Raw genomic sequence first — 21,109 nt, 5'->3', positions numbered from 1 at the left:
CAAACTATGACCAGTCCAAAACGTGTTGGAAGGATCGAATTCGGGCTCTTCTCCCCGAAGGAGATCCGCAAAATGAGCGTCCGGAAGATCATCTGGGCAGACACCTATGACGATGATGGGTTCCCTTACCCTCAGGGTTTGATGGACCTGAACCTGGGTGTCATCGATCCGGGTCTCCGGTGCAAGACCTGCGACCAGAAGGCAGCAGATTGCCCGGGCCATTTCGGGCATATCGAACTCGCAAAGCCCGTCATCCACGTCGGGTATACCCGGCTGATCCGGAAACTCCTGCGGGTGACCTGCCGGTCCTGTTCCCGGCTGCTGATGACGGCCGAAGAGGTCGAGAAGGTCGTCGGGCCCGAGGACAGCGAACTTGCCGGGGATATCGTCTCTGAGAAGGACATCAAGAAAGAGCGGGTCTGCCCCCACTGCGGGGAGCAGCAACTCAAGATCAACTTCGAGAAACCCACCACCTTCTCTGAGGTCTTTGTGGAAGACGGGAGGAAGACCGAGCACAAACTGACTCCGGCCGACATCCGGGCGCGCCTCGAGAAGATCCCGGACGACGACCTGCGGGTTATGGGGGTCAACCCGGACGTCGCGCGTCCGGAATGGACGATCCTCACCGTCCTCCCGGTTCCGCCGGTCACCATGCGCCCCTCGATCATCCTCGAGAACGGGCAGCGATCCGAGGACGACCTGACCCACAAACTCGTGGATATCATCCGGATCAACCAGCGGTTCAAGGAGAACCAGGACGCCGGTGCGCCCCAGCTGATCATCGAGGATCTCTGGGAACTCCTGCAGTACCATGTGACCACCTACCTCGACAACGAGGTGGCGGGATGCCCGCCCGCCCGGCACCGGAGCGGCCGGCCCCTAAAGACCCTCTCGCAGCGTCTCAAGGGGAAGGAAGGGCGATTCCGTGGCTCGCTCTCCGGTAAGCGTGTGAACTTCTCCGCCCGTACGGTGATCTCTCCCGACCCGAACCTCTCCATCGGTGAGGTCGGGATCCCGCTTGCCATCGCAAACGAGATGACGCTCCCGATCAGGGTAACTCAGTTCAACCTTGAGGAGATGCGGCAGTACGTCTTAAACGGCCCCGAGCGTCCCACCACCCGGTCGCCCTGCGGTGCAAACTACGCTATTCGGCCCGACAACCGGAGGATGCGCCTATCAGACGCGAACCTGGAGACGGTCGCAGAGATGATCGAGCCGGGCTGGACCGTGGAACGGCAGCTGAAAGACGCAGATATCGTCCTCTTCAACCGGCAGCCTTCGTTGCACCGGATGAGCATCATGGCCCACCGGGTCATCGTGATGGACGGGAAGACCTTCCGGCTGAACCCGGCCGTCTGTCCGCCCTACAACGCAGACTTCGACGGCGACGAGATGAACCTGCACATACCGCAGACCGAGGAGGCACGGGCCGAGGCCGAGATTCTGGTCTCGGTGCAGGCAAACATCCTCTCGCCGAGGACCGGCGGCCCGATCATCGGCGGTATCCACGACCACATATCGGGCATCTTCCTCCTGACGCACAGGATCCGCCACTTCAGCAAGGAGGAGACGCTCTACCTCACCCAGCACCTGCCCCTCGATCACCTGCCCGAGCCGGATAAGATAGACGCTGCCGGGAACCCCTTCTGGACCAACAAGCAGGTCTTCTCGCTCATCCTTCCCGAGGACCTGAACATGCTCTTCCACGCCTCGTCGTGCCAGAACTGTGAGACCTGTCGGCGGGAGATGTGCGAGAACGATGCTTTCGTCCAGATCGTCGACGGGAACCTGATCACCGGTACCATCGACAAAAAGGGAATAGGTGCGTTCGACGGCCAGATCCTGCACCGGATCATACGGCAGCACGGCATGAAGCAGGCCGCTCAGTTCATCGATGATGTGACCAAACTCTCGATCCGTGGCATCATGCTCGAAGGGTTCTCGTTCGGTATCGACGACGAAGACCTGACCCGGAATGAGTATGGTCAGATCGACGAGGCGCTGAAGGGCGCTATCGGTGACGTCGAGCGCCGGATCAAGATCTTCAACGAGGGGCAACTTGAACCGATGCCCGGCCGGACGCTCGAGGAGACGCTCGAGATGCAGATCATGCAGGTGCTCGGCAAGGCCCGTGACCGCACCGGTGAGATCGCCGGCCGGCATCTCGGTATGGACAACAGCGCTGTTGTGATGGCGGTCTCCGGCGCCCGTGGGTCGATGCTGAACCTGACGCAGATGGCCGGGTGTCTCGGGCAGCAGTCGGTTCGTGGTGAGCGGATCATGCGTGGCTACGAGGACCGGACTCTGCCGCATTTCCGGCGCAACGAGCGCGGTGCGGAGGCGCACGGGTTCATCGCCAGCAGTTACAAGAGCGGTCTCTCCCCCACTGAGTTCTTCTTCCACGCTATCGGTGGGCGTGAAGGTCTTGTGGACACTGCGGTCCGGACGTCACAGAGCGGATACCTGCAGCGACGGATGATCAACGCCCTGCAGGACCTCAAGGTGGCGTACGACGGTACCGTCCGGACAACAGGCGGCCGGATCATCCAGTTCTGCTACGGCGAGGATGGGACCGATCCCGGAAAGAGCAGTTATGGCGCTCCGGTAGACGTGAAGGGTATCGTGGAGAGCGTGTTAAAGGAGGAGGTCAAGTGAACAACGATATGGAACAGCGGATCGATACCCTCGATCTGCCCTACCGGACCCGGGAAGACCTGAAGACGAGTCTCACAGGCCGGGATATCACCGATGAAGAGTTCGACCGGATCCTCGATATGGTCTTCTCCGAGTATGAGAAGAGCCGGATCGAGCCCTGTGAGGCGGTCGGCGTCGTGGCGGCGCAGTCGATCGGCGAGCCCGGCACCCAGATGACAATGCGGACCTTCCACTACGCAGGTGTGGCTGAAATCAACGTTACCCTCGGTCTCCCCCGTCTCATCGAGATCATGGATGCCCGGCGTGAGCCGAGCACTCCCACGATGGCGGTCTACCTGCTGGATGACTGGACGTTCAACCGTGACCGCGCCCGTGAGGTGAGCTGGCAGATCGAGGCCGCGCCGCTCCACGAGTTCGGGGATATCACCATCGACATGGAGAACATGCAGGTTCTTGTCCTGCTGAACAAGTCGGTCTGCGACCGACGGAAGATCACGGTGGATGAGATCTTCGAGGCGGCCCCAAGGAAGATCCGGGAAAAACGGCACTTCCGCGACTTCGATGTCGAAGGGGACCCGAAGAAGGCGACGATCACTTTCATCCCGAAGAACCGGGAGAGTTACCAGAACCTCTTCCAGCTCGCAGAGCATGTCAGGAACGTCATCGTTCAGGGTATCGATGATATCGAGCGGGTGGTCGTCAGAAAGGAGGGCGGAGAGTATATCCTTTATACTGAAGGCTCCAACCTAAAAGATGTCTTCGAAGTCGAGGGAGTTGATACCGCTCGCACCCGGAGCAACAACATAAGCGAGATCGCCGATGTGCTCGGTATTGAGGCAGGCCGGAACGCGATCATCCATGAAGCCTTAAGTACCCTGAACGAACAGGGTATCGGCGTTGATGTCCGCCATATCATGCTCGTCGCTGACATGATGTGCATGGATGGCGAGGTCAAGCAGATCGGCCGGCACGGTATCGCTGGTGAGAAGGAGAGTGTCCTCTCCCGGGCTGCATTCGAAGTAACGGTCAACCATCTGCTGGATGCGGCAATCGCCAACGAAGTGGACGAATTGAACGGCGTCACCGAGAACGTGATCGTGGGCCAGCCTATCCAGCTCGGCACCGGTGATGTGAAACTCATCGCGAAACCCGTAAACCTGAAAATCTAGGAGAATCATCTATGGACTTTAATGCTTCACTACGTAAAGCCGTGAAGACTGGTACAGTGTTCCTCGGCCAGAATAAGACCCGGGAATGCATCGAGGAAGGCAAGGCTAAACTTGTCGTGGTGGCCAAAAACAGCCCAGAATCCGTCAAAACTCTCGTAAATGAGACCGATATCCCTGTCTTCGTCTACGATGGATCGAGTGTCCAGCTCGGGAAAGCCTGCGGTAGGCCGTACGTCGTCAGTACGCTTGCTGTGGTCGAGCCGGGTGAATCCGATATCCTGAATGCTGCGAGAGTGTAGACAATGCCACAGGTCGTGCTGACTGAAGAGTGCATGCGCCTCATCTCCCAATTTGAGAGCCTCACCGGCGCAAGCAGTCGCGATTGTATCGTTGATAACCGCAATGAGCGTATCATCTTCGTGATCAATCCCGGCGACATGGGACTTGCCATCGGCAAGAGCGGATCGAGCATCAAGAAGGCTTCCGATGTGATGGGCAAAAGGATCGAGGTCGTGGAATACTCCGCAGACCCGGGTCAGTTCCTCCGGAACTGCTTCCTTCCTGCCCAGGTCACTGATATTGACTTCGACACCGATGAGGAGGACCAGCAGGTCGCCCTTGTCGAGGTGCGGGACGAGGACCGGGGTCTTGCCATCGGCAAAGCGGGGAAGAATATATTCAAGGCAAAGGTTCTTGCACAGCGGCAGCACGACATCGCCGATGTCCAGCTGATGCAGAACGATCTGGCCTGAATTTTCTCCTTTTTTTGTCGCAGGTCTCCTGCAATTTTCCTGTTGGGGTTCCATCATCCCCGGTGGCGCTCCTGCCCTGCCGGATAGAGCGGTTCAATCCTTCCTGGACTCCGGATCTTCCGGGTCTGTGCTCCCTTGCCCGGGACGATCTGCCTGGTTCCTCCGAAGTTCTGGCGGGGCTGATCCGCGCGGGGGGTCTCCAGCGGGCTCCTATCCGGAAATTATTTATATCGGTGTGCGCTCCATGAGACTCTCATGAACGGTGGATCCGGGCGGATGGTGGAGCCTGCGGCAGAACCGGTGAGGCGGGTGCATGGTGTTCCCGGGTGCTGGAGGGGATGGCGTTGAGGCGCCTTCTCATGGTGTCCGTGATAGCGGTGCTCTGTATCGGTATGATTGCCCCTCTCGCTGCCGCCCTCCCGGTTTCCGGGGGAGATGTCATCTCACAGGGATCGCCGGATTCAACGGCCAAAGCGACCACGGATCATCAGAAACCGACGGAAAAGGCCGTAGAGACGAAGCCTGCGGCCCTGGCGATAACGTCGACTGAGACAACGGAACCGACCTCGACAGTGACGACCTCCCCGACTGCAACGGCCTCGCTGGAACCTACCGCGACGGGTACTGTATACGCTGACGGCTCTGATGACGATGAGGAGCCGGAGGAGACTGTGGCGCCGATACCGACCCTGGAGCGGGAGGCCCCGCCGCGGCCGGGCGCGACGATGGCGAAAGCCCACCAGTCCCACGACCGCCCGCTGGTCCAGAGTGATCACCAGCTCGTCAATCCTGCATCGCCGTTCACTCCTGTTGAGAACGAGACCGGGACACCGCCTGAAGTCGTCGTGCCGCGCGACGGCCTGATCGTCAAGGGTGTCGGGATCCTTCTCGACCGGACTCCGGAGGACGTCGCCCTCACCCGGAGTGGGGTGGAGATAGCGAATCTTGACTGGCTGCTCGATCCGGCCATGCGTCTCGGCGGTCGGCATCCGCGGGCGGCCTTTGAGGGGGAGACGTTCACTGTCACGGTGACGGTCGAGGCCAGGAACCTGACGCTCACAGGGGAGGACCCGGCCTGTGTCGTCCTGGTACCACCGCCGGGTGAGATCGGGGTCTACGAGATCGTGCGGACCAAAGAACCCCGGAGCCTCCGGGACGGGGAGCGCGGCGTCTGGGAGTTCTCGGTCGTCACCCGGACCGGGAGGCTGACGCTTGAAAACCTCACCCTTCCCGAGGAGCGGCTGGTCACCAACCTGACGTCGAACCCGGATCTCTTCGCCTTCCGGGCATACGCCTTCGCCGGCAATCAGGAGCATCCCTCGACAGCGCTCTCCGACCCGGTGATCGCCGTCCGGTCCGATGAGGGCACGGGCGTGGCGGAGGAGTCATCCCTCCCCGCCCTCTACGCGCTTCTCGGCGGTCAGGACTCGACACTCCGTCCGTCGGAGACGATGACCGATGCGTGGAGACGGGGCGTCGACTACGATGCGATCACTGCCGGGGCGGCCGGATACCTTGATGCCCTCAGGAACCTCGGGAAGGAGGAGGTAGCGGCCATCTATGCCGGGGAGGGGAAGGGCGGGGCGGGGGAGCCGGCCGGTTCCTCGTCGTCGCCCCTCGACCTGATCGCGGGGTTCTTCAGCGGGCTGTTCGGGTGGTTCGGTGAGACTCTGCATCTCGCCTCTCCGTGATCCCGGGCACCACGCATCGCAAAACCGCGCCCTCCAGCCCTACCTCTCCCGGAGTCTCCTCCAGAGATACATAAGCCCGAAGCACCCCGAGAGCATCATATCCCCGAAGGGTGCCGCCTGGTAGGCCTCCGGAAGTAGCCGGAGCCGGTTCGGGCCCGTGACAACCACGGTATCGGTGACGAGGGGTTTTCTGACCGCCGCCCCATGGCCGCCGTCGTCAAAGACCTCTTCCGACGTCAGCGTGCCGTCGGCGAGCCGCCGGATGTAGTGCTGGAGTTTTGCAGGATCGAGCGCGCCGGTATGGTGCTCGAAGAGCCCGTAGATCTCCCGTCCTTTCAGGGCAAAGCAGAGGGTATGCCCGTTCCCGGCGTTGACGAGGATGACTCCCTCCTTCGCCCGCTGCCGCACCACGGGGTCGCAGAGCGCCCCGATGAGCGCGACCGGTCCGGTATCGGTGACGAGCGCGCCCGGCGCCTGCCTCCGGACCGCCTGCATCCTTGTCATATCGGGGAGGGCTGGGTCCGCGGCGAGCGAGAGGAGGTCCCAGTCTCCGGCATCCAGCCGGTCCCGCATGAGTTCGAACCGGTGGATGCGGTTGCTGCGGTGCGGGGAGTAGCCGTGGTCCTGGACAGCGACCGCGACATCCTCCGGATACCCAACACCGAAGAGGGAGAGCGCCTTTTGGAGCTCTGGCTCCATGTAGTCGGTGGTGCGGACCCTCACCGCGTCTCCCGGAGGGGCGGCGCGGATCTCGATGCCCATCGCCCGCACCCTCTCGAGGTCGTCGTGGAGGGTCCCGGCGGCCTCGGGGGTGGCGTAGACGGGGAGGCCTGCCGCCAGGTGCTCCCGTATCGCGCCGGTGTTCGCACCGCCGCCCATCAGGAATCCGTCGAGGAATACCGGGCGCCCGGCTCTGGTGGCCTGCCGGACCTTCTCCGCCACCACCACGGTCGGGGAGGGAAGGACCAGTTTTATGCTGTTCTCGATCGGCCGGCCGGGCTCGTAAATCAGGATGTCCTGGGTGCCCCTGCCGACATCGATAGCGAGAAGTGGAGTCGTCAGATCGATCATTATGGCCTCACGCACCGCTGTAACCTCACGGCAGGCGGTTCCTATCAGAGTCTCCCCGCTGGACCTAAAAAAGGTGTGATCGTGGTCAGGCATCCGCCCGGTCTGCCGCCGGGGAGACCCCTGCTGTCTTCCCCGGGTCCGGGTGCACCGGTTTTAACTCCCGGTACTCCTTGAGGGAGACCGTCAGGTCCCGGGTGAAGGCGAAGTAGCCTATCTGGGTCGTCCGGCAGAGATTCATCGCCATCTCCATCAACCCCCGGGGATCGGGGCGCGCTTCCCCGAGCCATACGTGGAAGATGTTCCCACCGTCCACGATGGGGAAGAAGATATGCTCGATCTCGATTCTTTTTGTGAGCGGGACCGGGGCTGCCGGTGTGACGTGGGTGCCGTTCGTGTAGTAGATGGGGAGATCGAGCGTCGTGCCGAGCATCTCGACTGCTTTCTCCGCGTCGCCCTTGATGACCTTGAGCGCGTGCTCCCGGAACCGCTCGTCGAGGAGGTCGGCGACCGCAAACCTCTGGCCGGTCGTCTCTGCCGGGGTGCGGGCGAGGGCGATCGTCATGTTGTGCTTCTTCGAGAGCTCGCGGGCATACATCTCGAGTTCGGTCATGGCCCGGACAGCGAGACGGAACGCCTCCTTTGACTCGTGGAGCTGGTGGCCGGTGAAGTGCTGCACCATCTCGTTGACGCCGACCACACCGATGGTGTAGACGAGCCCTTCGAGGTCCACGGCAACCGCACCGCGCTCGCCGGTGTTCGGGTCCTTCGGGCGCTGCATGGCAAACGGCATCCGCCCGTTCGTCCGGATCAGGGACATCCACCGCCGCTTGATCCGGTAGAGTTCAACGGCGGTGTCCATGAGCGCCTTCAGTTCGGCAAAGAGTCGTTCCTGGTTGCCTTCCGCCTTATACGCCGCCCGCGGGCAGTTGATGGACATCACCTGCCAGGAGCCCATCGAGAAGTGCTTCCCCTCCCGGAAGTAGAGTTTATCCTCGAATTCGTCGTCTTCGTCGGCGAGCGAGGAGAACTGGTAGGCACAACAGTTCCCGGTCACGATACCGAGCGCGTTTACGAAGGTGTGGGTACCGGCGACATCGACGAGGTCGTAGACGTAGCCGTCGTACTCCACCGGTTCGATCGAGCGGATGCGGAGCGGGTGGACGTCGCCCCGGGCGAGCCGGCCTATCCCGGCCGGCCGGGTGATGGGCGGGATGAAGAGCGACACCTGAAGCCCCTCTATCCCGTCGGCACTGTACCTGCCTGCGCAGGCGACGGCGGTGTATCCGGGAGCGTGTCTGCTCTCCGGGAGGTGGGTGAAGGCCCCGCCGGTCTCTCTTCCCGCGGGCACCTCTCCAGAGCACCCGGTCTCCGCGTGGAACCGGTCGATCTGGTCCTGAGCCGTGATCCTGCAGGTGTAGGTCTTGTGCGGGACCTCATCCCCGGGTTGCCGGACCACAGCCTCACGCTCAGCGTAGCCCATCTGGACGCCGATCTGCCCCGCCAGCCAGACCAGTTTCCGGACGGCATCCCGGGAGGCCGCCTTCAGCCTGATGCTCCGGGCGCGGCGCCCGGAGGCTCTCGTCCCGGCTGAGCGGAAGGCCGCACCGAGGTAGTCGCCCACCAGGGTGTGGTCGAGGTTGAAGAGGAGGTCGGGCACCGTTCTATCGCCGGCAGAGGAGCCGCACCCGAGGGCGCCGACCAGGAGGTAGATGAGTTTGCTGTTGACGATGACGTCGGCCCCCATTGCAGACTCGCGGACCCGGGGCTCGTACCCGAGGCCGGCGCGGATGCAGGCTGCGGCGTCCGCCGCAAGGCCTGTCTCGTGCCCCGAAAACGAGAGCCGGACCGTATAGCGCCGTCCGGAACGCTCGCTCGACCCTGCCGCCAGGTAGTAGCCGAGGAACCTGGCGAGGTCGCGGCTGACCGGGAGGGTGCGGGGCAGGCCGGGATGCCGGGTGCCCGGAATCTTCACCGCTTCTTCCGTGGCGCGGATTGCATCGGCGTGGCCTGCCTCCGTGAGGACCTCTGCAACGTCGATCTCCGCAACCGTGCCCTCGCAGAACCCGCCCGCCTTGAGCACCGGCAGGTAATCGTCGATCTCGAGGTCTCCTGCCGTCTCTCTGACGAACCCGCCCCCATTGAGAACATAGACCGGGTGGTCGGGTGTGACGGTGATCTGCCGGCCCGACTCCAGGGTAATCCGGAGGAGGTTCCCGGTATACCGCTGGCGCATCACGCCGCGGAACGGGCGAAGCGACGCCTCCAGGGTGGTGAAGTCGACGCTCGGGGCTTTTCCGTCATAGTAGGCGAGTTCTGTGCCGAACGAGTCGACCCGCCGCCCGTTCTTCGCTGCAGCATCAAAGAGGCTTTTGATAGTCCTGACGGCGACCTTACCGTCCTTATCGGCAACCGGGACCAGTTCGTCGCCTGCAAGGCACTGGTAACACGATATCCCCTCCCCGGCGCCCCGGTATCCAGGGATCTGGTTGTCGTAGTAAGGGGTGCCGAACTTGGATGCCAGCTCAAAGGTCATCAGGTAAAGGTCGTGGTAGGTGGGAAGATCCGGGTGCTCGCCGTTGAACTCCTCGTTCTCGGTGAGGAAGTCGGGCTCGATGCTGATCTCGGGTTTCGGGAAGGAGAAGGGCTTGCCCCAGTAGTCCCCCTCGAGCATAACCTCCATCAGCGCCTTGAAGAGGAGCCGGACCTCCCGCTCAAACTCGCCGTAGGTCCGGAGCGGCGCCTGCGTCCCGTCCCAGACCTTGCCGCGGTAGACGCAGGGCTTGTCCTTCCAGAGGGCGGGAACGCCCGGGGAGAGCTGGACCGACGAGAAGACCACCTGGCCGCCCCGGGCGACCATCATCTGGGTCATCTCGTAGACGAACATCTGCATCAGCTGCTTGATCTCCTTATAGTCCATCCCCTCGAGGAAGGGCGCCATGAACGTGAGGAAGTTGTAGTAACCCTGACCGCCGGCGAAGTTCGTCTGGGCGGAGCCGAGCGCCTTGACCGCGTGGAGGACCGCTACCTCGGCCCTCATTGCGGGGCCGGCGACCGACGCCTTCGTCCCGTTGCCGTCGGGCATCAGGCCGTAGTAAAAGAAGTAGCGCAGGTCCCAATCCTGGCAGTTATGGATGAGCAGGCCGTCGGAGGCGAAGAACGTATGGCTCTCCTCGGTCCCGTCGCCGTCGAGGAAGAGGTCGTAGACGTACTCGCCGGTCGGCTCTGCCGGAGCGACCTCGATGACTGTCTCCTCCCGTTCCACGGTTCGTCCTCCCTTCACCGCAGAGAGGAAATTGTCGATGTGGTCCTGCCGCTCATCGAGGAAGGTGGCATACCGGGCAAATGTCTCGATATTCTTCCGCCCGTTGAGCTGGAGCTGGTAAAGAGTCGGGCGGTCTTCCTCCCCGTAGAGTTCGACGATCTGGGGGACCATCCCGAGCGCGGTGAGCAGGAGCGAGAGTTCCTGCCGGAGCGCCGGTGAGGTGGTGGTGTAGTTAACGATGCAGTCGGATTTCTCCGGGCGGTAGTACGCAGAACCGTCCCCGGTGAAGAGGGCGGAGAGGAATTCGTGCAGGAGCACGTCACTTACGTGGTATACTATCCAGGGGAGACGTTTTCCCGCCGCTCCCTCCGGGATGCCGAAGACGTAGCGGAAGAGCAGGTATCCCATCTTCCCGCCGAAATAGACCTGCGGGGCCCGGTTACGTTCCACTTCGACCCCGTAGATGGTCGTGGTGCCGGGGGTGCCGCCAGCAACTGTTGCATAGGTGTTCAGGGCCATCTGTGCCGCCGCCTGGATGGCGGGTGCCCGGGCGTTCTCGGTGGTTGCGAGGTTATACTGCCCGGCCTCTAACGAGACGTTGTAGTTGCCTTCAGAGACGAAGAATCCCAGGAGGCGGACGAGTTCCGGCGTAAGCGTGAGAAGAGCGGGCAGTTCGTGTTCGCTCCCGGTGACCCCGATAGTGACCCGACCGTAGTCTTCGACGCCGTAAAGGCGAGAGAAGGCTCCGAAGAGAGCGACCGGCATGGTCCCGCGCGTATACCACTGCTTCTGGTGCTCGACGCCGAGCGCCCGCGAGATATCCACGTACGAGGCGGCCCGTCCGGTTCGCACCACATCGGCAAAGATATCCCCGGCACCGCGGACGTGGACGTCTCGAAGGAGGTGGGCCGGCACCGATGTTGCGAGTTCCCGGACGAGATCGATCGTCTCGACTGCCTCCCCGCGGATGGCATCGGTCCGGGAGATCCTGTAGAGGGCGTCCCCCGGGCGGATCTCGTCGGCGCGGCGGATGGTCATGCCCTCTTTTGTCCGCACCGGAATCCGGTGCTCGCCGGTGACCGAGAGCGACCGTCCGCCCGATGTCCGGATCCGGGTCATCTCGCCCGACTTCACCTTCCGGCGGGTAACCTTCAGGACCCGCCGCCAGCCCTTCGGGGTGAGCGCGGAGAGGTCTTCCGGGCGCCACTCGCCTCCCTCGATCGGGAGTTCGGCAGGGAGGATGCTCCGAACGCGGTTCTCCATCCGCACAGGTATGGCCGTGCTCCCGTCGATACAGAACGGCCTTGTCCCAAAGTATTCCAGGTCATGGATATGGAGGTCACCGCGGAGGTGGTGGTCCGCAAGGTCGGGAGGGAGCTGCAGGAGGTACTGCTCTTTACTGATCTTGTCAGCCTTCTTCTTGTGCGATGTCTCGGCGTTCTCCTGGAGGTTTGCGTTGTCGTGGGCCTCAAATCCCCGCCCGACATCGATGAGGTGCGCATCGAAGACCGGGGTTCCCACCCGGGTGCAGACGTTGCGGTAGGATGTGAGGCCGCGCTCAAGGAGCGTCATGTTGACGATCTCGCGGATCAGGGGGCCGGAGAGCGACTGCAGTCCGAGCATCTGGATCTTCTTCTCGACCCGCCGGGCGATATCCTGCGCTGTCTCCTCGTCGGCCCCTTTGTAGCCGTAGAAGACCTCGACGAGGCGGCTCTCCTCTATGATCTGCCTGACGATTCGGTCGCGGTTCCAGTCGAGGAGGTAGCCCCGCGATGTTCGGACTTTAGGGAAGGTGGGGATGAACTCCCCGAATATGGTCGTCTGTGTTGACTTGCGCGCCAACCTCATGCCTCCGCGATCAGGTCAGCGACAAGGTCTTCCCGGAACGCGCCGCCGGCAAAAAGATCGGCGGACGTATAGAATGCGTCGCCTTTCTGCAGCACCGGTGCTTCCTGGACGAATATGCCGTTCATGCGGAGTTCCGTCAGCGCCTCAGCAGATGCCATGTCGCACTCGACGAAGGGAACACCCCTGGAGGCCAGGAACTCTTTGAGAATTTCGCAATTCGGGCAAAATTCAAGTGTATATACGATGAATTGCGTTGTATCTGAAATGATAATACCCCCGGAGTCGGTCGTTATGTTTTCGTTCTGTACTCTTATAAAAAATCTCATTCGTGCGAGGATCCTGGTTATCGCCTGGCGCGCATTCCTGCATCTGTGTGCGGACCCCGGAGAAAAGTCCCGTCGGATTCGCTCCTCCGCCGCCATCGGCCGCGTTCCGCCGGGTGCGCCTCTGCTGCACAATCACCATTTTGTAGGGTGAGGCACGATAGTACGATGATATGGTCAGGACGTTCGTTGCAATCGATCTGCCGCAGGAGATCCGTGAGAGGGCCCTTGAGTCCCAGGAGATCCTGGCACGGTCCGAAGGAAGGCTCGCCATCGTCGACCCTGCGAACCTCCACATTACGCTCAAGTTTCTCGGGGAGGTCGAGCCCGAGAGGATCGAGCCGGTCATCGAGGCGCTCCTGGCTGTCAGGGCCGCCCCCTTCGAAATGACGGTCGGGCACCCGGTCTGCAACCCCCCGCGGAGGCCGCGGGTGGTCTGGTGCGACGTCACGGACGCCGGGGAGAGCGCCGCCCTCGCCCGGCAGGTGGACGACCTCCTTCTGCCGCTTGGGTTCCCCCGGGAGAGCCGCCCCTTCCGCCCCCACGTGACCCTTGCACGGGTAAAGGAGTTCCATCCCTCGCTCATCCCGCAGGTGGCGTGCACGCCCCGCGAACCGCTCGGGAAGTTCCGTGTGGAGAGCATCAAACTCAAGAAGAGCACGCTTACACCCCGCGGATCGGTCTACGAGGATCTCCGGGAGGTTCCACTTTGACCCGGTGCCCCTGTGAGGAGGAGGTGCTCAGGAGGATCCGTCCCACACCCGAAGAGCGAACCTACATCCGGGCGATGGGAGAGCGCCTGATCGAGGCGGTGGAGAAGTCAGGGGTGGCGAAGGCGATGATGGTGGGCTCGGTCGCCCGCGATACATTCGTCCGGGGCGACCGGGACCTCGACGTCTTCATGCTCTTCGACCCCGCCCTCCCCAGGGAGGAACTGCAAGAGCAGGGGCTTGGCCTCGCACACCGGATCGCGGAGGAGTTCGGCGCGACCTGGCGCGAGAAGTACGCGGAGCACCCCTACGTCAACGCGACGATCAACTCGCTGGACATCGATCTCGTCCCTTGCTACGCTGTATCGAGCGCCACTGAGATCAAGAGCGCCGTGGACCGGACCCCGTTTCACACCCGGTACATACTCGCCCACATCAATGATTACGCCGACGACGTCCTCCTCGTAAAGCAGTTCGCGAAGGCCGGCGGGGTCTACGGGTCGGACCACATGACCGAGGGGTTCTCCGGCTACCTCTGCGAGATCCTGACGATCTACTACGGTGGGTTCCACCCGCTCATCGAGGCCGCCGCCCGCTGGAAGCCGGGGGAGGTGATCGATATCGAGGAGCACAGGACAAAGCAGTTCGATGAACCGCTCGTCGTCATCGATCCGGTCGACCCGGAGAGGAACGTGGCGGCGGCGCTCTCGCTCTCGCGGATGTTTGAGTTCGCGGAGCTCGCCCGCGGCTACCTCGCAGAGCCGTCGGAGACGTTCTTCTGCCGGCCGCCGTCCCCGCCGCTCACCCGGGAGGTCTTCGCCCGTCTCCTCTCCGCCCGGGGGACACACCTCTTCTCTCTCACCTTCGCGACACCGGAGTACACGCCCGACACGGTGGTCCCCCAGCTCCGGAAGTCCGCCGAATCGGTTCGGGAACTCCTCGAGCGGAGCGGGTTTTTGGCCAACCGCATCGACGTCTGCATGCAGGAGGAACGGTGCATGCTCCTCTTCGAGCTGATGGCCGGGTCTGTCCCGGTCATGCGCCGGCATATCGGGCCGCCGGTCTCATCGAGGGAGAACGCAGAGAAATTCCTTCTGAAGTACGTCCAGGAGGACGTCTTCGCCGGCCCCTACATCGAGGACGGCCGCTACGTCGTGGAAATCCCCCGCCCGTTCACCCGCGCCGTCGACCTGCTGCGGTCAAAAAGCCTCTTTGATGTGGCGCTCGGCAAACACGTCCGCCGCTCAATGAAGCAGGGCTGGACGGTGAAGGCCGGTGCGGAGTGCTGGGACGATGAGTTTGCCGGGTTCCTCTCGGCGTTCCTGGAACGTTCGTCGCCGCTTGCGAGGATCAAGAGGACGACGGGAAGGTAGGGGGACCCGGCCCCCGGGTGGCGGTTGGAAAGTCCTGCCCGGCCTGCGTCGTTCGCCGGGTTCCCCGCTCCGGCGCCGCGGTCGGCCCGGGCTTCCGATACCCTTGCCGCTCGTTGTTTTGGGTCTCTCCCGCCGGGCCCGGGGTGAGAACCGGCTACAGTTGCTCCCAGATCAGGGCATATATGGCGCCGATGAGGGGAAAGCCCACAGCACCGAAGAGGAGGTTTTCAAAGTAGAACCCGGCCGGATAGTTCATCGACGTGAAGGTGATGAAGACGCTGGGCACCGTGTAGATCAGGAAGAGTGCCGCACCGAAGGCTGCTCCCTTGCTGCCCGGCGGGCCATGCAATGCGTCTTTCACCAGATCGAATACGATGGCCGCCGCAAACGACAGGACAAAGGGGTAGGCGAAGAGGAACAGTATCAGCGGATCTTCCGCCGGGCGCATACCCCCTAGGGTGAGGGCATCGTAGGGGGCGACAAGCATTATGAGCGCCGAGATGACGAAGTTCACGATGAGGAGGGTTATACCGCCGATGAACCCCCCTGCAATGATCTTTTTTGCATCCATGGATGTTCACGAGACGCCTCTCTCTTTGAGGATATCAAAAACATTTCTTCTCACCCGGCGATGTTGCGCGATACGCTTAAATCTACGCGAGCCGGCTGTTCTCCTCCTGTCGGTTCGATGGTGAAACGGCGTGAAATACCCGGATATCGTGGCAGATGGCAGCGTTGTTGGGCTTACGGGGGAGGTAGGGATGAGCAGGATCTCGGGTTCGGGATAGCCTGAATGATGCCGGCGTATCGGGCGAGAGCACGGTTCGCCGACGCAATTTGGGGGATGTGGGCCTCCCAGTCGATACCTGCCGGGGGCAGCGGCTCCGGCACGTAGGGCGCGACCGTCATCCCACTATCTTCCTCACCATACCAGGGATCTCCACCGCAAGGCTCTTCATGTTCGCCTCGCCCTCATCAAGCGACCGGGGCAGCACCTCGCGTTCGAAGTAATCGTAGATGGACTCCTTCAGCAGGATATTCTCGGTATCGCGGAGTTCGGGATCAGCCTCCGGCCTGCCGTCTGCGCCGGGAACCCCGCGAAAAAAGTATTATTCCGGCCGCCGCTCTGCTTTCTTCGCGGCCAGACGCTCGACGAGGGTGAGGTCGACGCTCCCGCCGGTCGCAAGTTTCCCCTGCCAGACCGCCCGGTCGACGAACCCCCTGCCGATATCGTTCCTGATCACAAGCGTCGTGTAGCCTTCCGGCGACCCGACGGCCCCGGCCGAGACGTCGGCCTCAACCGCCGTAAAGTCGGTGCAGACCCGGCACCCGGGCCGGACGGACTCCTGGAGTTCGGCGAGCGGGATGGAGATATGCCGCTCGTCCTGCAGGTAGACGTCCAGTTTCCCCTTGATGTCCAGGTGGCGGATCTCCCAGGGCTCGATCTGGCGCTCGGCCTGCAGTTTCCCCTCGACCAGTTTCGCGTAATCGAAGGTCTCCGTGCAGAAGAGGCCGACGACGAGCCGGATCGCCTTCGCGTACGGCCGGAGGAGTTCATGGTCGCTCGCCCGGATCGCCTGCGTCGCCCGTGCCACACAGGGCACGCCCACGACGGCGACCCGCCGGTACTTCCGGGTGACCACTGCCTCCTTGAGGGAGGCAAGAAGCGGCACCCACCAGGAGTAGCGGCTCCCGGCATGCTGGATGAGGGCATCCGACGATGTGATCACCGCCGACGACGGTTTCAGCGTCCAGGGATCCCTCGTCACCGTGACGACCGCGTCGATCAGCCCCTCATCGAGGGCGTTGACGAGGATCGCCGTCACCGCACCGCCGCTCTGTTTTCGCTCAACCGGGAAGACCGACCGGGCCGCAACGATCTCCTTGTACGACCCGAGCATCTCCCCCTGCCCTGCGAGGTCGACTCGCGGGCAGGCCGCGTAGCATGCCCCGCAGGGCACACTGTCGTTCTCGGCCTTGCAGTAGCCGATGTTCACCGGTGCATCGGTGTTCCCCGGCATAAATCGGAGGGCGTCTGCCGGGCAGACCGCCACGCATGCCCCGCACCCGGAACAGAGGTCCGTAGCCCAGACCTCGGCCTCCAGATCTTTGAATGTCTTCATATCCATCCCAATCACTCCCACGTATACTTCCCGGCAAAGGGCCGTGCGCTCGCGGGCACAATCCGGGTGTAGTCCGCGTTCAGGAGCGGTTCCGGATCAAGCCCGAAATCGCCTGCAAACTCCCGGATCACCGGGGCGATCCTTCTCCGGTCCTCATCGGTGAGCGGCACCTTCTTTGCCCCGGCGGCAAGGCAGGCGTCGTCCACATCCCCGCGGATGATGATCTCCCCGCCGTGGATACCGCTCCCGATACCGCGGGCTTTCATGGCCCCGTCAAGGTCGAGAACGATCAGGAGGCCGCCCGCCATGTATTCGCCGAGGAACGTCTGGGCAGACCCTCCGACGACCAGTATGGGGCGCTGCGCCTCATACTGTTTCATGTGGATCCCGCCCCGGTAGCCGATGTTGCCGCGTATAAAGACCTTTCCGCCCCGCATGCTGTGCGCTACCGCATCGCCGGCGCTCCCATGGATCACCACCTTCCCGGCATCCATCGTGTTGCCGGGTGCGTGCTCCGCGTTACCGTGGACGATGACCGTCGGCCCGCTCATGAACATGGCGAGGTCGCCGCCCGGGACGCCGTAGACGTGGATGGTGGCGTCGCCCTTGAGTCCGTCGCCGATGAACCGCTGCCCGAGGACGTTCTGGACGACGACCTCGTCGGCACCGTCCTCAACAGCTCTCCGGACCTGCTGGTTCAGGGGAGTGTAGTGCATCCCCTTCGCATCGATTGTGACCAGTTTTACCATCATGCTCACGCTCCCACCGGCTTGACGTCGAGAACGTCAAGGAGACCCTCGTCCAGCATATAGCCCCGGAGCCGGTCGCGGTTGCCCCGCAGGCTCTCGATGCTGTTGATCCCTGCCGCACCCATCAGTTCAGTGATCTCGAGCGTCCATGCGTGGATAAGGTTCGCCACCTGCTTCGATGCCACGTCGGGGTCCAGGCGCTCGACGAGGTCCGGACGCTGGGTGGCAATCCCCCAGGGACAGAGGCCCTGGTAACAGTTCCCGCAGACCCGGCAGCCCATCGCCGCGAGCGCTGCGGTGCCGATGTAGACCGCGTCCGCGCCGAGGGCGATTGCTTTCACAACGTCCGCGCTCTCCCGTATGCTGCCGCAGGCGATGAGGGAGACCTCGTTCCTGAGCCCCTGCTTGCGGAGTTCCCGGTCGGCGCTTGCGACGGCGACCTCGATCGGTATGCCGACGTGGTCGCGGAAGACCCGCGGCGCCGCGCCGGTGCCGCCCCGGAACCCGTCGATGACGACAGCGTCCACCGAGGACCGGGCAACGGCCGCCACGTTCTCGGCTGTGTTGTTGACGGCTGCAATCTTGGCAAAGACCGGCTTCTTCCACTCCGTAGCCTCCTTGATGGACCGGACGAGCTGGGAGAGGTCCTCGATGCCGTAGATGTCGTGGTGCGGCGCGGGGCTGATCGCATCACTTCCCTGCGGGATCATCCTGGTGCGGGAGACGTCCTTGCTGACCTTCTCGCCCGTGAGGTGGCCGCCGATACCCGGTTTTGCGCCCTGCCCGAGTTTGATCTCGATGGCGGCGCCGCGCTCCAGGTAATCGATGTTCACACCGAACCTTCCCGAGGCGACCTGGACGATCATGCGGTCCTGGTAAGGGTAGAGACCGGCGTGCAGTCCGCCCTCCCCGGTACCCATGAACGTTCCGGTCTCCTTCGCGGCCCGGGCCATGGAGATCTGGGCGTTGAGGCTGATCGCCCCGTAACTCATGTGACCGAGCATGACCGGGGTCTCGACCATGAGGTTCGGGGCGAGTTCCGTGGCGAGTTCGATGTCCCCGTCCGGGTTCCGGCGGAGATCCAGGCGTGACGGCTTCTTCCCGAGGTAGGTCCGGAGCTCGACGGGCTCGCGAAGCGGGTCGGTGGGGGGCGTGGTGACCTGGCAGGCGTCCAGCATCAGGTGGTCGAATATGATCGGGAGGTTCGCGACGCTGCCCATTCCGGCGAGGATGATCTTGCCGGTCCGTGCCTGGTTGTATATCGCTTCCCGGGTCGCCCTGGTCCACACCGGGTGGCTCCGGTAGTCGCAGGGCTGCTCTTCGAGCATGATGGCGTCCCGGGGACAGTAGGCGAGGCACCGGTGGCAGGCGGTGCACTTCCGGGAGTTGATCAGGATCCGGTCGCCGTCCCGCCGGAAGACGCCGTAAGAACAGTTCTCGATGCACCGCTCGCATTCCATGCACTGTTCGCGGTCGATCGTGACCCGGTACCGCAGCGGCATGCTGCCGAGGTTGTTACTCATGGGGCAACCCTCCCGATCACCGGCTCGCCTGCGGCCGGCATCATGATCGATTCGACGTTGGGCTCCATGGCCCGGATCGCCGCCTCTTCGCTCGATATGTAGAGGCAGTCTCCGCACTCGCCGACGACCATCGGCCGGAGTTTGCCCCGGTCGGTGAACCCGACCATCATGTCGGGGTTCGCGGCCACGATGGTGAACGGCCCGTTCATCGTCGCAGAGCCGTAGGCGAACCGGAGGGCGCGGTTCAGGTCCTGCTCGGTTTTCGGCATCTGGTCGATATCCTCCCAGTAGGGCGGGGCAAGCGCCCGGATGGCGAGATTGATGTCAAGGCCGTGCCGCCGCACCAGGAGGTCGATTAAGTAGGTGATGACCTCGCTGTCGGTAAAGTTCGAGCACGTGTAGCCGAAACTCTCAACGTAGCGCCGGTTGGTCCCGTAGGTGGTGATCTTCCCGTTCTCCACGACGCTCCAGTCGTGCAGGTTGAACGGGTCGGGGCGTTCCCATCTGCCGGGGTTATTCGTCGCATACCGGTTGTGCGCGAGCCAGATGTAGCCCTCGTAGTCCTCGATCCGGTAGTAGTCCGCCACGGCTTCCGGCCAGCTGCCGGCTCCTCCGGCCTTGAAGACGCCGACGTTCTTGCCGGACGAGAAGACCTCGGCGCCGTTCGACGCTCTGTTGATCTGCATCACAAGGTTCGTGATGACATCCTTCTCGGGCGTTGCGCTCCCGGGCGCGAGAGAGGGGTCGGGCCTGAAGAAGTAGCGCCAGGGGGTGCAGGGCGCCCGAAGGTTCGGCTGGTCGTAGGTCGGGATCGCCTCGTCGTGCTCGATCGCTCCCCACTGCTCCAGTGTTGCGTCGACAACCGCTTTGCTCTCGCAAGCGTTGTCGAGGAAGACATGGAGCGCGTAGCAATCCCGGTAGTCGGGGTATATACCGTAGGCCGCGTACCCCGCCCCCTCGCCGCTGCCGCGCTCGTTCATTATGGAGAGGGCCTGCCGGATGCCTGAACCATCCATCATCTGACGCCTCTTATCCATTACACCAAATATGCCGCACATTGTAACCTCGGTGAATAACGTTCTGCTGCCGTTTCCTATAAGTCTGCCCGGGTATATTTGTGTCAGTAGATATTTATTCCATCGGATAGAAGTAGACTTCCACATGTCCCGTGATGCCACTTCTGCAATGCTTGAGCGCATCGAACAGGATAACGTCCGATTCCTTCGGCTCCAGTTCACCGACCTCCTCGGCATGCCCAAGAACGTCGCTATCCCGGTGAAGCAGGCGGAGAAGGCGCTGACCGGGGGTATCGGGTTTGACGGATCGTCGATCGAGGGGTTCGTCCGTATCGAGGAGTCCGATATGGTGCTCCGGCCCGACCTCTCGACCTACACCCTCCTGCCCTGGCGTCCCCAGGAGTACACGGTTGCGCGCTTCGTCTGCGACGTCTACAAGGCGAACGGGGAGCCGTTCGAGGGCGACCCGCGCTACGTGCTCCGGAAGACGATGGAAGATGCGGCGAAGGATGGATATACCTTCAACACCGGCCCGGAACTCGAGTTCTTCCTCTTTAGGATGATCGACGGCAAACCGACCACGCAGTTTCAGGACGTCGGCGGCTACTTCGACCTCGCGCCGACCGATCTCGCGGAGGACGTCCGGCGCGAGATCATCATCGCCCTCACCGAGATGGGGTTCGAGATCGAGGCGTCGCACCACGAGGTCGCCGAGAGTCAGCACGAGATCGACTTCAAGTACAGCGACGCCCTCCACACCGCAGATAACGTCATCACCTTCAAGTTCGCGGTCAAGACGATGGCGTTGATGCGCGGCCTGCATGCGTCGTTCATGGCAAAGCCG

The 21,109-nt window shown here is 63.0% G+C and carries 16 protein-coding genes; 8 read left to right on the top strand and 8 right to left on the bottom strand.

Translation table 11 applies throughout. The features are described 5' to 3' along the window. Positions 1-6: 6 nt before the first annotated feature. The 5 genes from BP846_RS09695 to BP846_RS09675 all read left to right on the top strand — a co-directional run bounded on the left by BP846_RS09695 (position 7) and on the right by BP846_RS09675 (position 6,267). Positions 7-2,655: a DNA-directed RNA polymerase subunit A' gene (locus BP846_RS09695; RefSeq protein WP_292394839.1), complete on the top strand. Its 2,649-nt coding sequence runs from the start codon at positions 7-9 to the stop codon at positions 2,653-2,655. Between the two features lie 8 nt (positions 2,656-2,663). After that, entirely contained in the window at positions 2,664-3,824 is a 1,161-nt protein-coding gene (gene rpoA2, locus BP846_RS09690) for a DNA-directed RNA polymerase subunit A'' (protein WP_394339968.1), read from the top strand. A gap of 11 nt (positions 3,825-3,835) precedes the next feature. Beyond that, positions 3,836-4,123: a 50S ribosomal protein L30e gene (locus tag BP846_RS09685; RefSeq protein WP_292394835.1), complete on the top strand. Its 288-nt coding sequence runs from the start codon at positions 3,836-3,838 to the stop codon at positions 4,121-4,123. Positions 4,124-4,126: 3 nt separating this feature from the next. Further along, positions 4,127-4,576, top strand: a complete 450-nt coding sequence (locus tag BP846_RS09680) for a NusA-like transcription termination signal-binding factor (protein ID WP_292394834.1) — start codon at positions 4,127-4,129, stop codon at positions 4,574-4,576. Between the two features lie 359 nt (positions 4,577-4,935). After that, positions 4,936-6,267: a hypothetical protein gene (locus BP846_RS09675; protein WP_292394832.1), complete on the top strand. Its 1,332-nt coding sequence runs from the start codon at positions 4,936-4,938 to the stop codon at positions 6,265-6,267. Between the two features lie 39 nt (positions 6,268-6,306). Here BP846_RS09675 and BP846_RS09670 read toward each other — a convergent pair whose 3' ends face one another. From BP846_RS09670 to BP846_RS13075, 3 genes are all read right to left on the bottom strand, one after another. Further along, complete coding sequence (locus BP846_RS09670) at positions 6,307-7,353, bottom strand: DUF1786 domain-containing protein (protein ID WP_292394830.1); 1,047 nt, start codon at positions 7,351-7,353, stop codon at positions 6,307-6,309. Positions 7,354-7,423: 70 nt separating this feature from the next. Then, positions 7,424-12,448, bottom strand: a complete 5,025-nt coding sequence (gene nrdD / locus BP846_RS09665; protein ID WP_292394828.1) for an anaerobic ribonucleoside-triphosphate reductase — start codon at positions 12,446-12,448, stop codon at positions 7,424-7,426. Next, positions 12,445-12,606, bottom strand: a complete 162-nt coding sequence (locus BP846_RS13075; RefSeq protein WP_349680774.1) for a hypothetical protein — start codon at positions 12,604-12,606, stop codon at positions 12,445-12,447. The genes nrdD and BP846_RS13075 overlap by 4 nt, the downstream gene beginning before the upstream one ends. A 338-nt stretch (positions 12,607-12,944) precedes the next feature. Between BP846_RS13075 and thpR the strand changes: the two genes are divergently transcribed. Further along, positions 12,945-13,484, top strand: a complete 540-nt coding sequence (gene thpR, locus BP846_RS09655) for an RNA 2',3'-cyclic phosphodiesterase (RefSeq protein WP_292394826.1) — start codon at positions 12,945-12,947, stop codon at positions 13,482-13,484. Beyond that, positions 13,481-14,854 carry a CCA tRNA nucleotidyltransferase gene (cca, locus tag BP846_RS09650; protein WP_394339965.1) on the top strand — a complete coding sequence of 458 codons (1,374 nt, stop codon included), beginning with the start codon at positions 13,481-13,483 and terminating at the stop codon, positions 14,852-14,854. The genes thpR and cca overlap by 4 nt, the downstream gene beginning before the upstream one ends. A 154-nt stretch (positions 14,855-15,008) precedes the next feature. On the opposite strand, the gene BP846_RS09645 is transcribed toward cca, so the two are convergent. The 5 genes from BP846_RS09645 to BP846_RS09625 form a co-directional block, all read right to left on the bottom strand. Then, positions 15,009-15,425 carry a hypothetical protein gene (locus BP846_RS09645; RefSeq protein WP_292394822.1) on the bottom strand — a complete coding sequence of 139 codons (417 nt, stop codon included), beginning with the start codon at positions 15,423-15,425 and terminating at the stop codon, positions 15,009-15,011. Between the two features lie 538 nt (positions 15,426-15,963). After that, on the bottom strand, positions 15,964-16,983 hold the full coding sequence (locus tag BP846_RS09640) for a Coenzyme F420 hydrogenase/dehydrogenase, beta subunit C-terminal domain (protein ID WP_292394820.1): 1,020 nt from the start codon (positions 16,981-16,983) through the stop codon (positions 15,964-15,966). Between the two features lie 5 nt (positions 16,984-16,988). Then, the gene (locus BP846_RS09635) at positions 16,989-17,726 is read right to left on the bottom strand and encodes a hypothetical protein (RefSeq protein ID WP_292394884.1); all 738 of its coding nucleotides are present in this window, start codon (positions 17,724-17,726) and stop codon (positions 16,989-16,991) included. A 5-nt stretch (positions 17,727-17,731) separates the two neighbouring features. Further along, positions 17,732-19,249, bottom strand: coding sequence for a glutamate synthase-related protein (locus BP846_RS09630; RefSeq protein WP_292394818.1), 1,518 nt, complete (start codon positions 19,247-19,249; stop codon positions 17,732-17,734). Continuing rightward, positions 19,246-20,307 carry a class II glutamine amidotransferase gene (locus BP846_RS09625; protein WP_292394815.1) on the bottom strand — a complete coding sequence of 354 codons (1,062 nt, stop codon included), beginning with the start codon at positions 20,305-20,307 and terminating at the stop codon, positions 19,246-19,248. Before BP846_RS09625 ends, BP846_RS09630 begins: the two co-directional genes overlap by 4 nt. Positions 20,308-20,410: 103 nt before the next feature. Here BP846_RS09625 and BP846_RS09620 point away from each other — a divergent pair. Beyond that, the coding region (locus BP846_RS09620; protein ID WP_292394813.1) for a glutamine synthetase family protein at positions 20,411-21,109 on the top strand (699 nt) is incomplete at its 3' end.

Origin of the sequence: Methanoculleus sp. UBA303, assembly GCA_002501655.1 — an archaeon.
Taxonomy (GTDB): domain Archaea; phylum Halobacteriota; class Methanomicrobia; order Methanomicrobiales; family Methanoculleaceae; genus Methanoculleus.
This window is presented reverse-complemented; position numbering and strand designations above follow the sequence as displayed.

What these genes read in the sequence shown, in the direction of transcription:
- BP846_RS09695 (WP_292394839.1), top strand. Translation starts at nt 7, where the DNA reads ATGACCAGTCCAAAACGTGTTGGAAGGATCGAATTCGGGCTCTTCTCC.
- rpoA2 (WP_394339968.1), top strand. Translation starts at nt 2,664, where the DNA reads ATGGAACAGCGGATCGATACCCTCGATCTGCCCTACCGGACCCGGGAA.
- BP846_RS09685 (WP_292394835.1), top strand. Translation starts at nt 3,836, where the DNA reads ATGGACTTTAATGCTTCACTACGTAAAGCCGTGAAGACTGGTACAGTG.
- BP846_RS09680 (WP_292394834.1), top strand. Translation starts at nt 4,127, where the DNA reads ATGCCACAGGTCGTGCTGACTGAAGAGTGCATGCGCCTCATCTCCCAA.
- BP846_RS09675 (WP_292394832.1), top strand. Translation starts at nt 4,936, where the DNA reads ATGGTGTCCGTGATAGCGGTGCTCTGTATCGGTATGATTGCCCCTCTC.
- nrdD (WP_292394828.1), bottom strand. Translation starts at nt 12,448, where the DNA reads ATGAGGTTGGCGCGCAAGTCAACACAGACGACCATATTCGGGGAGTTC.
- BP846_RS13075 (WP_349680774.1), bottom strand. Translation starts at nt 12,606, where the DNA reads ATGGCATCTGCTGAGGCGCTGACGGAACTCCGCATGAACGGCATATTC.
- thpR (WP_292394826.1), top strand. Translation starts at nt 12,945, where the DNA reads ATGGTCAGGACGTTCGTTGCAATCGATCTGCCGCAGGAGATCCGTGAG.
- BP846_RS09645 (WP_292394822.1), bottom strand. Translation starts at nt 15,425, where the DNA reads ATGGATGCAAAAAAGATCATTGCAGGGGGGTTCATCGGCGGTATAACC.
- BP846_RS09640 (WP_292394820.1), bottom strand. Translation starts at nt 16,983, where the DNA reads ATGGATATGAAGACATTCAAAGATCTGGAGGCCGAGGTCTGGGCTACG.
- BP846_RS09635 (WP_292394884.1), bottom strand. Translation starts at nt 17,726, where the DNA reads ATGGTAAAACTGGTCACAATCGATGCGAAGGGGATGCACTACACTCCC.
- BP846_RS09630 (WP_292394818.1), bottom strand. Translation starts at nt 19,249, where the DNA reads ATGAGTAACAACCTCGGCAGCATGCCGCTGCGGTACCGGGTCACGATC.
- BP846_RS09625 (WP_292394815.1), bottom strand. Translation starts at nt 20,307, where the DNA reads ATGTGCGGCATATTTGGTGTAATGGATAAGAGGCGTCAGATGATGGAT.